The sequence below is a fragment of the Hydrogenophaga sp. genome (genome assembly GCF_030158645.1).
Lineage (GTDB): Bacteria > Pseudomonadota > Gammaproteobacteria > Burkholderiales > Burkholderiaceae_C > Hydrogenophaga.
In genome coordinates this window covers 56072-70426 of sequence record NZ_JAOASO010000151.1, presented here as the reverse complement: position 1 = coordinate 70426, position 14355 = coordinate 56072, and the positions used below count along the sequence as shown (strand labels likewise).

The following is a 14355-nucleotide window of genomic DNA, read 5'->3' as shown; positions in this document are numbered from 1 at the left end:
TGCCCGGCATTCGCCGGGGTGTCCGCATGAACGCGTCGCTGTGGCTGACCAGCCCGTCCGGTGCGGTGCTGGGCGTCGTGCTGGCCGCCGCCCTGGCGTGGGGTCCGCTGCGCTGGCCCGAACTGCCCGTGGCCGCTGCCGCCGTGCTGGCGTTGTTGTGGCTGGATGTGTTGCAGCCCGCACGGTTGATCGCCTTGCCCGGCAGCGAGCTGTTGTGGCTCATGGCGGGCGCTGGCGTGCTCGGCGCGGTGTTGCAGGCCCAGGGCGTGGTGCAGCGCGTGGCCGCACTCGCGCTGCGCGGTCGGCCTGGCTTTTCGGCGCTGTGCTGGCGGCTCACGGTGCTGGTGGGGGCCACCGCGTGGCTGTTGCCGTCCACGTCGGCCCGCGCGGCCTTGTGCCTGCCGCTGTTCGACGGCCTCGCGACCCACCTGCCTCAGGGCGGCCAGCGGCGTGCGCTCGCGTTGCTGCTGCCGACCACGATCTTGCTGTCGGCCGGCGGATCCCTGCTGGGCGCCGGCGCCCACCTGATCGCCATCGACAGCTTGCGCGCCCAGGGGCTGCCCGCGCCCAGCTACCTGGGCTGGCTGGTGTGGGCCGCGCCGTTTGCCGTGATCTCGTGCGCGCTGGCCACGGCGGTGCTGCTGCGCCTCTTCACCGAACCGGCACAGCGCCATGCCAGGCTGCAGGTCGGCACGTGGGATGCCGGGCCTTGGAGCCCGGTGCAGCGCCGCCTGCTGGGCGTGGTGGGCATCACCGTGCTGCTGTGGGCCGTGGGTCCGGTGTGGGGCCTGGGGCCGGCGCCGGTGGCCGTGGGTGCGGCACTGCTGGTGGCTTGGCCCCGGGTGGGCGCAACGGATGTGCGCGTGGCGCTGCGCGGGCTCGATCTGCGCCTGCTGGCTTTTCTGGCGACCGGCCTTCTGCTGGCCGATGCGGTGGTGGACAGCGGTGCCGCCAGCGCATGGGCACAGGCCATGGCAGGCCCTGCCCGCAGGCTGGGCGGGGTGGGTTTGCTGGCGATGGTGATCACGGTGTCGCTGCTGTTGCATGTGTTGATCGGCTCCCGCAGCGCCCGCGTGGCGGTGTTGCTGCCGGTGCTGGTGTTGCCACTGGCCCTGGCCTTGCCGGGTGGCGGCGCTGTCTCGGCGCCGGTGCTCGTGATGGCGGCGGTGCTGGGCACCGGCTTCTGCCAGACCCTGGCCGTCAGCTCCAAACCCATGCTGCTGTTCGCGCGCCACCCGGCCAGCGGCCTGGCGCCGTCCGACCTGCTGCGCTTGAGCGCTTGTCTGTTGCCGCTGCTCTGGCTGCTGCTCATGGGCTTTGGCCTGTGGGTGTGGCCTGCCCTGCCACTTCCGTCGATCCCCCCTTTCCCACCATGACACTCACCTTGCTCATCGCACCCTCCGGCTTCAAGGAGAGCCTGTTGCCCTGGCAAGCCGCCGAGCACATGGCAGACGGCGCCCGCCGCGCCTTGCCACACGCCCGCATCATCCAGGCGCCGGTGGTGGACGGCGGCGAGGGCTTCACCGAAGGCCTGGTGCACGCCACCGGCGGCAGCCTGCGCACCGTGGACGTGAGTGGCCCCGTGGGCCAGCGGCTGCAGGCGCGGCTCGGGTTTCTGGGCGAGGCGCCCGGCACCCCAACCACCGCGGTGGTCGAGGTGGCCGCCGCCGCCGGTCTGCGCTGGGTGCCGGCCGATCGGCGCAACCCCTTGCACACCTGCAGCCGTGGTGTCGGCGAGCTGATCCGCGCCGCGCTCGACGCAGGCGCGCGCCGCATCCTGCTGGGTTGTGGCGATTCGGGCATCAACGATGGTGGCGCCGGCATGGCGCAGGCGCTGGGAGCCCGCTTGCTCGATGCGCGGGGGAATGCCATCGCACCCGGCGCCGCCGGTCTGCTACAACTGGCGCACATCGATCTCAGCGGGCTTGACGCGCGCCTGCACCGCACCCAGCTCGACGCTGCCGTCAACTGGCAAAACCAGCTGCTGGGTCCGCGCGGCGTGGCCCGCGTGCACGGGCCTCAGAAAGGGGCCACCACCACCCAGGTGGCCGAGATGGAGGTGGCACTCCACAACTTCGCGCGTCACCTGCACCGGGCCACCGGCATGGACGTGAGTCGGCAACCAGGCAGCGGTGCATCGGGCGGTCTGGGCGCCGGCTTTTGTGCGTTGCTGGGCGGGCGGCTGCACCCACGTTACGAGGTGGTCATGCAGTACCTGGACCTCGACCGGCTCATGGACCGTTGCCATCTCGTGCTCACCGCCGAGGGCCAGCTCGACGACCAGACGCCCCGGGGCAAGGTGCCGGCCGAGGTGGCCCGGCGCGCCAAGCAGCGGGGCCTGCCCGTGATCGCCGTGGCCGGGGCCCTCGGTCCGGGTGCCGACAGCAACCACGCGGCCGGCATTGACGCTTACACCAGCACCCTGCGCGAACCCTGCAGCCTGGACGACGCGTTTCGCCAGGCCGGTCCCTGGCTGGCCGATGCCACCGAGCAGGCGCTGCGCATGGTAGCGATCGGCATGGGTTTGAGCACCGCGCCCGCGGCGCCAGCGGTGGTGCGCTCGCCGGACGCCACGGTGGTGGTTTGACCCGCCGCGGCCTGCGCCGGCGGGCTCAGGCGCCGGACGCGCACCAGTCGCGGATGAGATCGACGTAAAGCGCCTTGGCCTGTGGGATCTTGCCGACCAGGCAGTACTCGTCCGTCTGGTGCGCCTGGCCCGGCTCGCCCGGGCCGAGGATGATCGTGGGCGGCATGCCCATCAGCGGTCTGAGCGCGGCGGCGTCGGTGAAGTAGCTGACGATGCCGGGAGACGCCGGCGTGTTGCCGGCCGCGTCCACCAGGGCCTGCACGCGCTGCATCCACGGATCGCTGCCCGGGGTGTAAACCGCTTCAATGTCCAGCAGCGTGGAGAACGCGATGCGTTCGCCCAGGCGATCACACAGGCACTTGAGCACGCCCGCGTGTCCCAGCCCCGCCACGCTCCGGATGTCCAGCGTCATCTCGGCGGCGTCGGGCACCGAGTTGATGTTGATCCCGCCCTTCACGGTGCTGACCACCAGGGTGGGCATGCCCATTTCCGGATGGGGCTGCACGCCGAAGTCGTGCGATTCGAGCGCCAGCGCGGCACGGGCCAGCGTGTAGATCGCGTTTTCACCCAGGTGCGGCATGGCGCCGTGGGCGGTTTTGCCACGTGCGCTGGCCTTCAGCCACAACGCCCCCTTGTGGCCCAGCACCGGTGCGTTGCTGGTGGGTTCGGCCACCACCATGGCGCCTGCCGAGCCCACCCATTCGCGGGCGCCGGGTGAGCGCGCGAGGTGGAACGCCCCGTCACAGCCGGTCTCTTCACCGGCCGTGATGATCAGGGTGAGGCCCGCGTCGTCACGGGCAAGATCGGCCATGTCCAATGCGGCCGAGGTGAACGCAGCCACGCCCGATTTCATGTCGCTGGCGCCGCGCCCGTACAGACGGCCATCCACCACCTGCGCGCCGAAAGGGTCGTGCGCCCACGCCGCAGAACCCAGTGGCACCACGTCGACATGTCCGGTGAAGCACAGCGGCGCCTTGTCCTGGCGGCCACCGATGCGGGCCACCAGGGTCGTGCGGCCCGGCGCGAACTCGACGTGGCGGCAGTTGAAACCGGCGGCGCTGAGCAGGTCGCTCAGCGGGTCGATGCACTGAGACTCCACCCCCGCCGGCGGGATGGTGTCCATGCGCACCAGCATCTGCGTGAGCGCCACCGGGTCGTGTGCCGATGGGCGCGGGGTGGGTTGGATCATGTGGGGCGGATGTTGGAGCGCGCGGCTTCAGGGCTTGATGTACGCCGCGCCCTGTTTCTGCAACTGGGCGATCCGCACCACGCCCGAGGGGGTGTAGTCGGCTTCCTGGATGAACTGCTCTTTCTTCAGATCGCGGTTTTTCAAGGTGATTTCGCAGATTTCAAACGCCACGCCCCGGCTCTTGAGGGCCGACACCAGCGGTGCGAACTCGCTGCCGTTGGGGGCCTTGGCACCCTCCATCAGCATGTCCACGCCTTCGGCGTGCGTCACGATGGTGATCTTCGCCTTGGGGTCGGTGTCGAGGTGGTTGCGCACATTGCGCAGGCCCTTGAGGCCTTGCGCCACGGTGTTGTCGAAGTGGTAGACCACAGCGTCTTGAGCGCAGGCGGCGGTGGCGGCGACGGCCAGCGTGAGGCCGGCGAGCAGGGATTTGAGGTGCATGGGGTTCTCCAGGAAAAGTCAGAGGTGCGGGAGCACCGGAATTCGTCGTTTGGCGTCAGCCGTGTCAAAACCGTCACGCTCGGGGTCCGCCGCAGGGGTGCGATGACGCTTCGGACTGGGCCGCGCACCGGTTCGGAACTATGCTCGACACTGTACCGGGTATCAAGGGCCAGTCTGGCCCGGCGCCCTTTTGCGTGAACGTCGGCCTGGAGGGGTTTATGGCGAGTGATCTGGACACCGTGCGGGTGCTGCGGGCTTTGTTCAACGACATGCCGCGCGCACCACAAGGCCTGTCGGGCCTGGAATTGATGGCATGGATCCAGTCGTCGATGACCGACTACGAGGGCGGCGAGATGGCCTACATGATCGAGCACATCACGCGCAATTCCATGCTGGACATCGTGCTGCACATGCGCGAATCGGGGCATCTGCAGGACGACGCGGCGTTCGATGAAACCGTGGCCCTGATTTCCACTGAAGAGGGGCGGCGCACCTTCCGTGACCGTTGCATCAACGCCCAGAAAACCGTGGACGCGACCGAGCGCCTGCTCAAGCGCGCGCGCGGATTTCCGCGCATCGAGCAGACCCTGTTTGTGGCCGACGCGCAGGAGATTGCGCGTTTCGTCGATGGCCAGGCCAGTGGCGCCGGCCCGCTGTTTGCCGAGTACGCAGCGCGCGAGGAAGTGCGGGAGATCGGCGTCTTTGACCAGGCACCCGAGCGGGTGTTCGAGTTCGCCTGGGGTTTTGTGGTGGAGCACCAGCACACCTGGAACGTGTACCTGGCTGAAGCCTGGCGGCGCGGCACGGTGGGTTATTTCGACCGCTTTTTCAATGCGTGGAAGCTCGAAGCCGCCACGCCGCTGAACGACGCCGACGCTGCACCGGAGCTGCCCGCCGGTCTGCTGGTGGACGACGGCATCGGCAGCTTCAGCAGCCTGAGTTTCGAGATGGAGGCGCACGCTTCGGCACCTCTGGTGCGCCGCTGGCTGGGCGAAACCTTCATCGGTCGCATGCTGCCCCGCATGGCCGCCAGGGCGCTGGACGACACCTACGATTTCCCGGCGACCGGACCGCTCAACTGAGCGGCCCGCCGCACGCCTCACAGGCCAAGCTGGCGGCCAAACAGCCCGATGATGCCCACGATGATCAGGTAGAAGGCCACGATGTAGTTCAGCATGCGCGGCATCACCAGGATGAGGATGCCGGCGATGAGGGCCACCAGGGGGCCGATGCTCAGGTTCAGGTTCATGGCGATCTTCTTGGGAAGGGTCGTGCTGGCGCCACAGAGGTTGTGGCGCACCAGCCCGAGCCTTGCATGATCCCGTGCCGACGCGTCAGTGTCTGTGCGACGTCATACAGACCTGCCCATGCGTCAGGGCGCTGCGCCCAACGCTTGCCAGTCGGCCACCGCGAGGCGGGCCACCACGGTCCAGCCGGTGGTGTCGGGGCGGATCACGGCGGCTTCGCCCTCGGCCAGGTGGGGGGCGCCCGCCACCGCACGAAACGGGATGCCGTGCCCCACGATCCAGCGGTTGGTGCCGGTCTGGACCGGTGAGGCCAGCAGCTGCTTGAGCCCGGCGTAGTTGTTGCCCTGCGCCTCTCGGATTTCATTGCGCGGTGTCACCGTGGTCAGCATGAGCCGGGCGTGGTCCATGGTGCGGCAGTAGGGGCTGGCGAGCGCCTCGCCCACCGGCAGCTTCAGCGCACGGATGCGTTGCCCGATGGCGGTGGCGTCACTGCGGCCCTGGGCCGACAGCAGGCGCTGGTTGTCGCAGTCGGTGTAGGAGGTCATGGCCGAGTCGCCGCGGGAGAAGTCCGTGGCGGTGTGCCGGAAATACACCACGTAGCCACCGCCGCGCAGGGCGTTGAGCAGGGCCGGGCCTTGCAGGGCCGAACCGGCTGCGGGCGCAGACGACGCGGTGTCCGCGATGGGGGTCTGGCCGTGTGCGGCGAACGCGGCGCCGGCGAGCATCAGCGCGGTGAGGAGGGATCGGCAGGGGATGAGCATGGAGGCTCCAGGCGCCCATGGCGGGGCGGGAAGTCGTGCGGGATGGCGGTGGGAGGACATCGCCACCAGCGGCGAAGTTCCGGCGATGTTGCAGCGGCGGACTCGGGTTTGCGGCAACGCCCGCAGGGAGTCCCTGGGCTGTGCTCAACTTCCGGGCTTGTCTGGCCACCAAGGCGCGCCCATGAAGACCCCCTGGATTCCCGTACCCACCGTTCCGCGCCTGCTGGACACCGGTCGCCTGCGGCTGCGCCCGCTCACCATCCACGATGCCGTCAAGGACTTCGACGCGGTCATGACCAGCCGCGCCGAGATCTGGGAGCTGTTCGGCCCGGGCAGCGGCTGGCCGGCCGAGACGCTGTCGCTGGAGCAGGACCTGATCGATCTCGCCTGGCATCAGAAGGAGTTCGAGATCGGTGGTTCGTACACCTACACGGTGGAGGCGCTGGACGCCTCGCAGGTGCTGGGCTGTGTCTACATTTTTCCGCCCACGCAGGCGGGTGCGGATGCCGATGTCTTTTATTGGGTGCGCAGTTCCGAGCTGGCGGGTGGTTTGCCGGAACACCTGTGGGAGCACCTGCGCCGCTGGCTGGGCAACGACTGGGGCTTCAAGCGCCTGGCGCTCAACGGCGGTGGCATCGTGGCGCTGGGCTGAACCAGCGCCACACTTCACAGGTGCAGCGTGATGCTGCGGCTCGTGACGCGGGACACGCACAGCGTGAGGCAGCGTTGCTTCTCGTCGTCGTCCAGGATGAAGTCGTTGTGCTCGACCTCACCGTCGGCATAACCGGTCTTGCAGGTTCCGCAGAGTCCGCTCATGCACGAGGTGGGCACGTGAATGCCGTGCTGGTCGAGCAACTCCAGCAGGTTGCCGCCGTCGGGCAGCACGAACTCACGCGCCGATGCCGACAGCCGCACGCTGGCGCCGGTGGTCGGGGCCAGCGGCTCCGCCCGGGTGGGCGCCTGGAAGTGTTCCGAATGCACGGTGCCCGGCTGCCAGTGTTCTGCGGCCTGCGCACAGGCCTTCATGAAACCCGGCGGTCCGCAGAAATACAGGTGCGTGCCCGCGGGTTGCACCGCCAGCAGGGTGGCCAGGTCGAGCCCTGCGCCCACGACGCCCTGGTCGAAATGCCAGCGCGCCGAGCCGGGCGCGCGTCGGTTGAGGTCGACCAGTTCTTCCGTGAACGCCGCCACCTCGCTGGAGCGCGCACAGTAATGCAACTCGAACGGCGTGCCGGCCTGCAGCAGGCTGTGCGCCATCGACTTCAGCGGCGTGATGCCGATGCCACCCGCGATCAGCAGGGCCGACGTTTGCGCTGGCTGCAGCTCGAACTGGTTGCGCGGTCGGCTCACCTTCACCAGATCGCCGACCTTCAACGTTTCGTGCACCTGGCGCGAGCCACCGCGCCCGTTCACGTCTCTGAGCACCCCGATCACATACCGGTGGGTCTCGACCGGGTCGTTGCACAACGAGTACTGGCGCACCAGGCCACCGGGCAGGTGCAGGTCGATGTGCGCCCCGGCGGTGAAGGCGGGCAGGCGCTCGTGGTCGGGCGCGCAGAGTTCAAACGAATGGATGCCGGTGGCTTCCAGGCGGATCTGGCGGATCTGCAGGTCCAGCAGCGTATCGGGTTCGGTCATCGGTCAGGCCGCCGAGGCGCTGGCTTTCATCTCGGCTTCGAGCGCCAGCATCTTCGTCTTGACGAACTGCTCGCGCTCGGCGCCCTGGAGGTGTTCGCTCTCGGCCAGCATGGTCACCACCGCCTTGGTCACGTGGCGGCGGCGCACGATCTCGTCTTCCACGCGCGCACCCACCGGGATCTCCAGCACGTTGCCCGAACAGAAACTGCGCGGCGCGCCGGCGGCGTTGCGCAGCCACTCGGCAAAGCCCTCGGCGCTGGCGGCCTTGTTGGTGCCGCGCACCGCGTCGCGCAGCAGCTTGCGGAACATGTAGACGCCGGCGTCGAGCTTGGTCGGGTTCTCCAGCGCATGCACCGCGATCGGTCGCTGGCTGATGATGGCCTCGTAGTCGCCCGGGGCGTACTGCGCCTGCTTGTAGTTGGCGCGCGCGCGGTGGTCGCTCGGGATCTGTGGGCGGTCGTTGATGGTGTGCTCACCGAAACGCTCGGGCCGGCGCAGCGCCACCTGGCCTTCCAGAAAGTCGATCGACTCGTAGCCCACCAGGTCCTTGACGCCCACGCCGCGCGTGTCGATGCCCGGGCCCATGACGCGCCAGCCGATCATCTTGCTGTTGGTGTCGTCCACCGGCACCGTCCAGCGCACGATGTGGAAGCGGCTGAAGTGCTTCTGCGCCGAACCGTCTTCGGAGGTGTAGGCGTGCAGGCTGAGGTTGGGCAGCACCTGGTGCTGCACGCGGATGAACAGGCGGTCGTCGCTGACGCGGCGCGCGCCTGCGCAGGCCAGCGAGCGGCCGCCCTGCACCGGCACGAACTGCATGTCGGGTGCCACTTCCATCGAGGGTGCGCCGACCTCGTCAAAGGTGGTGCCCTGAAACTGGCCGTTCACCACGTTCTTGGCCGAGTGCAGCGTGGCGGTGTGGAAGTTGTCGGCCGCGTTGTCCTGCACCTGCAGCCAGTTGCAGTGCTGGAAGTTGCTGTAGGGCACGAGTTCGTCGCCGGGCAGCACGGTGAAGTTGCCTTCCCACTCGGGGAAGGGCGGCTCTTTCTCGGGCGGGCCCATGTAGGCGAACACCAGGCCGTTGCGCTCGAAGGCCTTGTAGGCGCCCTGGCGGATCGAGCAGGCGTAGCGCTCGGCGTCCGCCTCTTCGCCCTTGGGGAAGGGCACTTTCAGGCAGGTGCCGTCGATGTCGAACACCATGCCGTGGTAGCAGCACATGATCCCGCGCTCCTGGATCGAGCCGTATTCGAGCGACGCACCGCGGTGCACGCAGTGCGCGTGCAGCAAGCCGACGCGCCCGCTCTTGTCGCGAAAGGCCACCAGTTCCTCGCCCAGGATCATCAAAAAGTGCGGCGTGTCGGTGAGCTCCATCGACATGCAGACCGGCTGCCAGAAGCTGCGCATGTACTCGCCCGTGGGCGTGCCCGGCCCCACCTCGGTCAGCTCGGGGTCGTGGCCCGGGATCTTGTTGGTGTGGTACCCGCCGTAGGGAATCAGCTTCTTCTCCACCGGTGCGGCGGTGCCGGTCGAGCGTTGGCTGTCGTGTTTGTCCATGGGCTGGGTCATGCGGTGTCTCCGTCGGGTGTGGGGTGAGAAATGGCTTTGAACTCTGAATACAGAGTTCAAAGATAGGTGGAATGGCCACTTCTGTCAACCCGGAATGCCCCGACCTTGGTTTAACCTTCGGACTGTCGCTGTACTCTGAATCCAAAATACAGAAGGTCCCCATGTCGTTCACGGCCAAGCTTCCCTCCCGCACCAACTACGTCGACGAGGTCTACAAGGTGCTGCTGGACGCCATCAGCGACGGCTCGTTGGCCCCGGGCACCCGCGTCACGCAGGAAGAGCTGGCCGAGCAGCTCGACGTGTCGCGCTCCCCCGTGATCCAGGCCCTGCGCCAGCTCAAGACCGACGGCCTGGTCCAGGACGCGCCCGGGCGCGGTGTGCTCATCGCACCGCTGGAGCCGCAGACCATCGGGCATGTTTACAAGATCCGCGGTGTGCTGGACGAACTGGCCGCGGGCCTGGCGGCCGAACGCCGGGCAACGATCGACCCGGATGTGATCCGCAAAGGCCGGGAGATCGCCACCGGCGACGACGTGCGCGCCATGATCGACGCCGACATGGCCTTCCACCGCGCCGTGTACCAGGCCAGTGGCAACCCGCTCATCGAAGACAGCTCGCGCATGCACTGGGTGCATTTGCGCCGTGTGATGGGTGGCGTGATCCAGCTGCACGGTCTGCGCCGCCCCATCTGGGACGAGCACCAGGCCATTGCCGACGCCATCAAAGCGGGTGAGGTGGCCCGTGCGCGCGAACTCGCCTTGCAGCACGCCGAGCGCGCCAGCGAGAACCTGCTGGCGCGGCTGGCCGCCTGACGGCGCCGCGCCTCACACGGTGCGGCGCAAGGCCTCGAAGAACAACTCGGATTGCAGGCGCTCGCCCTGCATCTGGCTGGCCACCCGCGCGGCGGTGGCCGCGTGGGCGGGCGCCAGCGGACGGGTGGTGGACTGCGCCAGCACCTGCGCCATGCAGGCCCGTTCCAGGTAGTAGAGATCGTCAAACGCGTGGTCGATGCGTGCGCCGCACACCAACACACCGTGGTTGGCCAGAAAGGCGATCTCGGCCGAGCCCATGGCGCGCGCGATGCGCTCGCCTTCGCGCTGATCAAGCGCCAGGCCGTTGTAGACCGGGTCGATCGCCACCCGGCCATGAAAGCGCATCGCGTTCTGCGACAGGGCGGTGTCCAGTGCGCGGTCTTGCGTGAGCGTGAGCGCCGTGGCGTACGGCATGTGCGTGTGCAACACCACCGCGTGGCGCGCCAGCCGGTGGATGCCGCTGTGGATGTGCATCGCGGTGGATTCCACCGGGTGCCGGCCCGCGAGGGCAGCCCCTTCGGTGTCGACCATCACGATGTCGTCGGCCTGCACCTCGCTCCACAGCAGGCCGCGCGGGTTGAGCAAAAAGCGGCCGGAGCCGTCGGGCAGCTCCACGCTGAAGTGGTTGCAGACGCCTTCGGACAGGCCGAAGCGGGCGGCGGCCCGCAGGGCCAGTGCCAGGTCGGCCCGGGCTTGCAGGCAAGGTGCGCTGTGAAAGTCGGCTTCGTGGTTCATGGGGTGTTGCAAAGCGGCAGAGCATTGCATTCTGCCGGGACCACCCATTGGCGTGCGCTAGCGGCTGCGAAACGCCGGGGTCTGCGCGAAGGCCAGCCCCGCGCTCTGCGTTCGCTGGTAATTGACTTCACTGACCTGCGGGCTGCTGCGCCACTTGCGCACCACGTGGATGCTGCCCAGCCGGTCCACGAGGCTCAGACTCGGGTACACCGCAGATAGCACGACGAGGGCGGCTTCCTTGGGCGTGAGCTGGTCGCGCGTCGCCAGGGCCAGCACCTCGCCGCGGAAACCGGGGTTCAGGTTGGCGGGCTCGATACCCAGTTCGAGCAGGGCTGCGTTGAAGGAGCGGAGGTACCAGAATTTCTTGAACATGGGCGGGATAGATGCCCGCCCTGGCGTTGAGTTCCACGCCTTCCCGGTAACGGAGTGGGACAGCTGTACCAGGACACCACCCACCGCCAGCGCTCACAGGCGCGTTCGCAGCTCCGTCTTGAGCACCTTGCCGTAGTTGTTCTTGGGCAGTTCGCCGACCATCACGTAGCGCTTGGGTCGCTTGAAGCGCGCCATCTGCGCCAGGCAGTGCGCATCGAGCTGCTCGGTGCTCACGCTGCCTTGTGCGACCACAAAGGCGACCACCACCTCACCCCACTCGGTGTCGGGCGCGCCCACCACCGCCACTTCGGCCACGCCGGGCGCGGTGAGCAGCACCTCCTCGACCTCGCGTGGGTAGATGTTGGAGCCGCCGCTGATGATCAGATCCTTGCTGCGATCCTTGAGGGTGAGGAAGCCGTCGTCGTCCAGGCAGCCCACGTCGCCGGTGAACAGCCAGCCCTCGCGCACCGCAGCGGCAGAAGCCTCCGGGTTCATCCAGTAGCCCGCCATCACGCTGTCGCCCCGGATGAGCACCTCGCCCACCTCACCCGTGGGCAGGCTGCGGCCTTGTTCGTCGGCCACGCGCACCTGCACCGGCGTCTGCGCCACCCCCACCGAGGCCATGCGCTCGGCCCAGCGCGGGTGCGTGGTGTCGGCCAGGTGCTGGCGAGAGAGTGCGGTGCCCACCATGGGCGTTTCGCCCTGGCCGTAAATCTGCACGAAGCGCGGACCCATCACGCGCAAGGCGCGCGCCATGTCGGCCGCGTACATGGGCGCGCCGCCGTACACGATGGTCTTGAAGGCGCGCGCGCAGGTTTCGGCGCCCATGCCGTGCTGCTCGGCGTGGTCCACCAGGCGCTTGACGATGGTGGGTGCGGCGAACGTGGACAGGGGCCCGAGCGACTCACCGAGTGCGAACAACTCCGCCGCGTCCACGCCGCCCGAGGCCGGCACCACGTGGCGCGCTCCGGCCATGAGGTGGGGAATGGCGTAGAGCCCCGCACCGTGCGACATGGGCGCGGCGTAGACGATGGCGTCTCCCGCGGCCACCGGGTCCACGTCGATGAAATAGGTCAGGCCCATGGTCATGAGGTTGCGGTGGGTGAGCATCACGCCCTTGGGACGGCCGGTGGTGCCGCTGGTGTAGAAGAGCCAGGCCACGTCCTGCGCATCGCGCTCGACCACCGGCACGGCAAACGCATCGTCCACCGGCGCGAGCAGCGCGTCGCATTCGGCAGACGCCACACCGACCTGGCGCTCCAGACCCGCCAGCGGCTCGGGCGCCACATCGTGCGAGACGAACGCCCAGCGCGCGCCCGCGTTGGACACGATCCACTCGGCCTCGCGCGGGTGCAGCTTGGCATTCACCGGCACCACCACCAGCCCCGCCCACCAGGCGGCCCACAGGATCTCCAGATAGCGCGGGTGGTTGTGCATGAACAGCACCACCCGGTCGCCCGGCCGCAGCCCGGCGGCCACCATGCGATGCGCCAGGCCCGCGCTGCGCTGCGCCCAGGCGCCGTGCGTGGCCCAGGCGGCGGTGCCGTTGAAGATGGCGGGGCGGTCGGGGTTCTGGTGCGCGTGGCGCAGCAACAGGTGAACAAGGCTCATCAGGGTCTCCGGATCTGGGGTGCGCTGGAGCACAGACCTTACACGCAGGGGCGGGTAGGGTGACTCTCAAGGCGCTGTGCGAGACACACGTGCCCCACACAAGGAAATCCCCATGAAAAATCTCACCCTCTCCCTGGCGCGCACCACCTTGGTCGCCGCCTGCGCTTTCTCTGCGGCGGGCGCCTGGGCACAGACCACCTACGAGCAAGACCGCGCCGCCTGCCTGCGCAGCGATTCGCAGCACGAACGCACGAGCTGCCTGCGCGAGGCCGCCGCGGTCCGCGCCCAGAGCAAGACCCGCACGCCGATGATGAACAGCACACCCGAGTCGCGCATGCACAACGCCATGAAACGATGCACCGAACTGCCGCCCGAGAGCAAGGCGACCTGCGAGCGCATGGTGCACGGCGAGGGCACCGTGAGCGGATCGGTGGAAGGCGGTGGCGTGATCCGCGAGCTGGTCACCACCGTACCGGCCGTGCCCCCGATGACACCGATGCCACCCATGCCACCGGCACAGCCGATGCCACCGATGCAGCCGATGCCCGGCGCACCCAACGTCCGCTAGGTGATCGGCGCGTCCGTGTCGCGCGGTGCTGTGAGCGTGAGCAGGATGTCGGCGTACCAGGCGCAGTTCAGGCCCAGCGATTCGTCAAGCACCAGATCGCGGTCGCCCATGTCCATGCGGGCGGAGTGAACGCCCAGCAGGATCCAGGGCAGGGCGGCGGTTTCGTCGCTCGGGTGGGGATCGCGCATCACCACGGCCGCACCGCTGGTGCCTCGGTGGGTGCGGGCGTCGGTCAGAAAGTAGCCTTGCCCCTGGAAGCGGATGCCGTAGGGTGAGGCGATGACCGCGTGGCGCAGCACCGGCAGGTGGTGCAGCGCGTCGTGGAAACCCAGCGGGAAGCCCACCACCAGCAGCGATTCGCCCGGGTGCACGTCGGCGAAGCTGTTGGACAGGTGGGCCGGGCTGAAGGCGCGGATCACGGACTCGTCGGGCAACGCGGCCCGGTCGAGTTCGATCACGGCCACATCGATTTCGCTGCCGCTGTCGCGGCCCTGGCGCCAGACCGCCTCGCCCTCGTTGTAGAGCAGCATGGAAAAGCCGGTCGAGCGCGTGAGGTTGGTGGCGTCCAGGTGCAGTTCGATTTCCAGCCGGTCGGGGAAATGCTGGGTGTCTTCGTCGATCACCACGTGCCGGCTGGTCACCAGAAACAGGCGGTCATCGCGTTCAAAGAAAAAGCCGCTGGCGTTGGTGAGCGGCTGTTTGCCGTGGAAGGTGGAGACGCGAGGTGCCGCGAGGAACAGCGGGTCCACCGGTGCGGTGATGGGCGGGGCGGTTTCGCCAACCGCGTTGCCGGTGGTGGGTGCGTGCATCGGCGCGGGGGCGGGGTAGATC

Annotated in this window: 16 protein-coding genes; 6 read left to right on the top strand and 10 right to left on the bottom strand. The window is 68.7% G+C overall.

Annotated features, from left to right (window positions below; all coding sequences use genetic code 11):
* Window positions 1-26: 26 nt before the first annotated feature.
* Window positions 27-1376 (top strand): SLC13 family permease, encoded by a 1350-nt coding sequence (locus Q1W68_RS16370; RefSeq protein WP_300655185.1) that lies wholly within the window; start codon window positions 27-29, stop codon window positions 1374-1376.
* Entirely contained in the window at window positions 1373-2587 is a 1215-nt protein-coding gene (locus Q1W68_RS16365; RefSeq protein ID WP_300717101.1) for a glycerate kinase, read from the top strand. The genes Q1W68_RS16370 and Q1W68_RS16365 overlap by 4 nt, the downstream gene beginning before the upstream one ends.
* Window positions 2588-2612: 25 nt before the next feature.
* On the opposite strand, the gene Q1W68_RS16360 is transcribed toward Q1W68_RS16365, so the two are convergent.
* Window positions 2613-3776, bottom strand: a complete 1164-nt coding sequence (locus Q1W68_RS16360) for a M20 family metallopeptidase (RefSeq protein WP_300655182.1) — start codon at window positions 3774-3776, stop codon at window positions 2613-2615.
* A gap of 27 nt (window positions 3777-3803) precedes the next feature.
* A complete protein-coding gene (locus Q1W68_RS16355; RefSeq protein ID WP_300655180.1) occupies window positions 3804-4217 on the bottom strand; it encodes a DsrE family protein in 414 nt (137 codons plus the stop codon).
* A gap of 218 nt (window positions 4218-4435) precedes the next feature.
* Here Q1W68_RS16355 and Q1W68_RS16350 point away from each other — a divergent pair, with 218 nt between their 5' ends.
* Window positions 4436-5299 carry a hypothetical protein gene (locus tag Q1W68_RS16350; protein WP_300655178.1) on the top strand — a complete coding sequence of 288 codons (864 nt, stop codon included), beginning with the start codon at window positions 4436-4438 and terminating at the stop codon, window positions 5297-5299.
* A 17-nt stretch (window positions 5300-5316) separates the two neighbouring features.
* Here the strand turns inward: Q1W68_RS16350 and Q1W68_RS16345 are convergent, their stop codons facing one another.
* Window positions 5317-5466: a DUF3096 domain-containing protein gene (locus Q1W68_RS16345; RefSeq protein WP_300655175.1), complete on the bottom strand. Its 150-nt coding sequence runs from the start codon at window positions 5464-5466 to the stop codon at window positions 5317-5319.
* A 123-nt stretch (window positions 5467-5589) separates the two neighbouring features.
* Window positions 5590-6225 carry a histidine phosphatase family protein gene (locus tag Q1W68_RS16340; RefSeq protein ID WP_300655172.1) on the bottom strand — a complete coding sequence of 212 codons (636 nt, stop codon included), beginning with the start codon at window positions 6223-6225 and terminating at the stop codon, window positions 5590-5592.
* A 181-nt stretch (window positions 6226-6406) separates the two neighbouring features.
* On the opposite strand from Q1W68_RS16340, the gene Q1W68_RS16335 reads away from it, so the two are divergent.
* Window positions 6407-6877, top strand: a complete 471-nt coding sequence (locus tag Q1W68_RS16335) for a GNAT family N-acetyltransferase (protein WP_300655171.1) — start codon at window positions 6407-6409, stop codon at window positions 6875-6877.
* 14 nt (window positions 6878-6891) lie between these two features.
* Here the strand turns inward: Q1W68_RS16335 and Q1W68_RS16330 are convergent, their stop codons facing one another.
* Window positions 6892-7863: a PDR/VanB family oxidoreductase gene (locus Q1W68_RS16330; RefSeq protein ID WP_300655169.1), complete on the bottom strand. Its 972-nt coding sequence runs from the start codon at window positions 7861-7863 to the stop codon at window positions 6892-6894.
* A 3-nt stretch (window positions 7864-7866) separates the two neighbouring features.
* Window positions 7867-9426 carry a Rieske 2Fe-2S domain-containing protein gene (locus tag Q1W68_RS16325; RefSeq protein WP_300660756.1) on the bottom strand — a complete coding sequence of 520 codons (1560 nt, stop codon included), beginning with the start codon at window positions 9424-9426 and terminating at the stop codon, window positions 7867-7869.
* Window positions 9427-9587: 161 nt separating this feature from the next.
* On the opposite strand from Q1W68_RS16325, the gene Q1W68_RS16320 reads away from it, so the two are divergent.
* Complete coding sequence (locus tag Q1W68_RS16320; RefSeq protein WP_300655165.1) at window positions 9588-10238, top strand: GntR family transcriptional regulator; 651 nt, start codon at window positions 9588-9590, stop codon at window positions 10236-10238.
* A gap of 12 nt (window positions 10239-10250) precedes the next feature.
* On the opposite strand, the gene Q1W68_RS16315 is transcribed toward Q1W68_RS16320, so the two are convergent.
* The 3 genes from Q1W68_RS16315 to Q1W68_RS16305 form a co-directional block, all read right to left on the bottom strand.
* A complete protein-coding gene (locus tag Q1W68_RS16315) occupies window positions 10251-10973 on the bottom strand; it encodes an aldolase (protein WP_300655163.1) in 723 nt (240 codons plus the stop codon).
* Between the two features lie 57 nt (window positions 10974-11030).
* Entirely contained in the window at window positions 11031-11345 is a 315-nt protein-coding gene (locus Q1W68_RS16310) for a hypothetical protein (protein ID WP_300655160.1), read from the bottom strand.
* A gap of 93 nt (window positions 11346-11438) precedes the next feature.
* Entirely contained in the window at window positions 11439-12956 is a 1518-nt protein-coding gene (locus Q1W68_RS16305) for an AMP-binding protein (protein WP_300655158.1), read from the bottom strand.
* A 112-nt stretch (window positions 12957-13068) separates the two neighbouring features.
* On the opposite strand from Q1W68_RS16305, the gene Q1W68_RS16300 reads away from it, so the two are divergent.
* Window positions 13069-13524 (top strand): hypothetical protein, encoded by a 456-nt coding sequence (locus tag Q1W68_RS16300; protein WP_300655155.1) that lies wholly within the window; start codon window positions 13069-13071, stop codon window positions 13522-13524.
* Here Q1W68_RS16300 and Q1W68_RS16295 read toward each other — a convergent pair.
* On the bottom strand, window positions 13521-14333 hold the full coding sequence (locus Q1W68_RS16295) for a serine protease (protein ID WP_300655222.1): 813 nt from the start codon (window positions 14331-14333) through the stop codon (window positions 13521-13523). The genes Q1W68_RS16300 and Q1W68_RS16295 overlap by 4 nt on opposite strands.
* Between the last annotated feature and the right edge of the window lie 22 nt (window positions 14334-14355).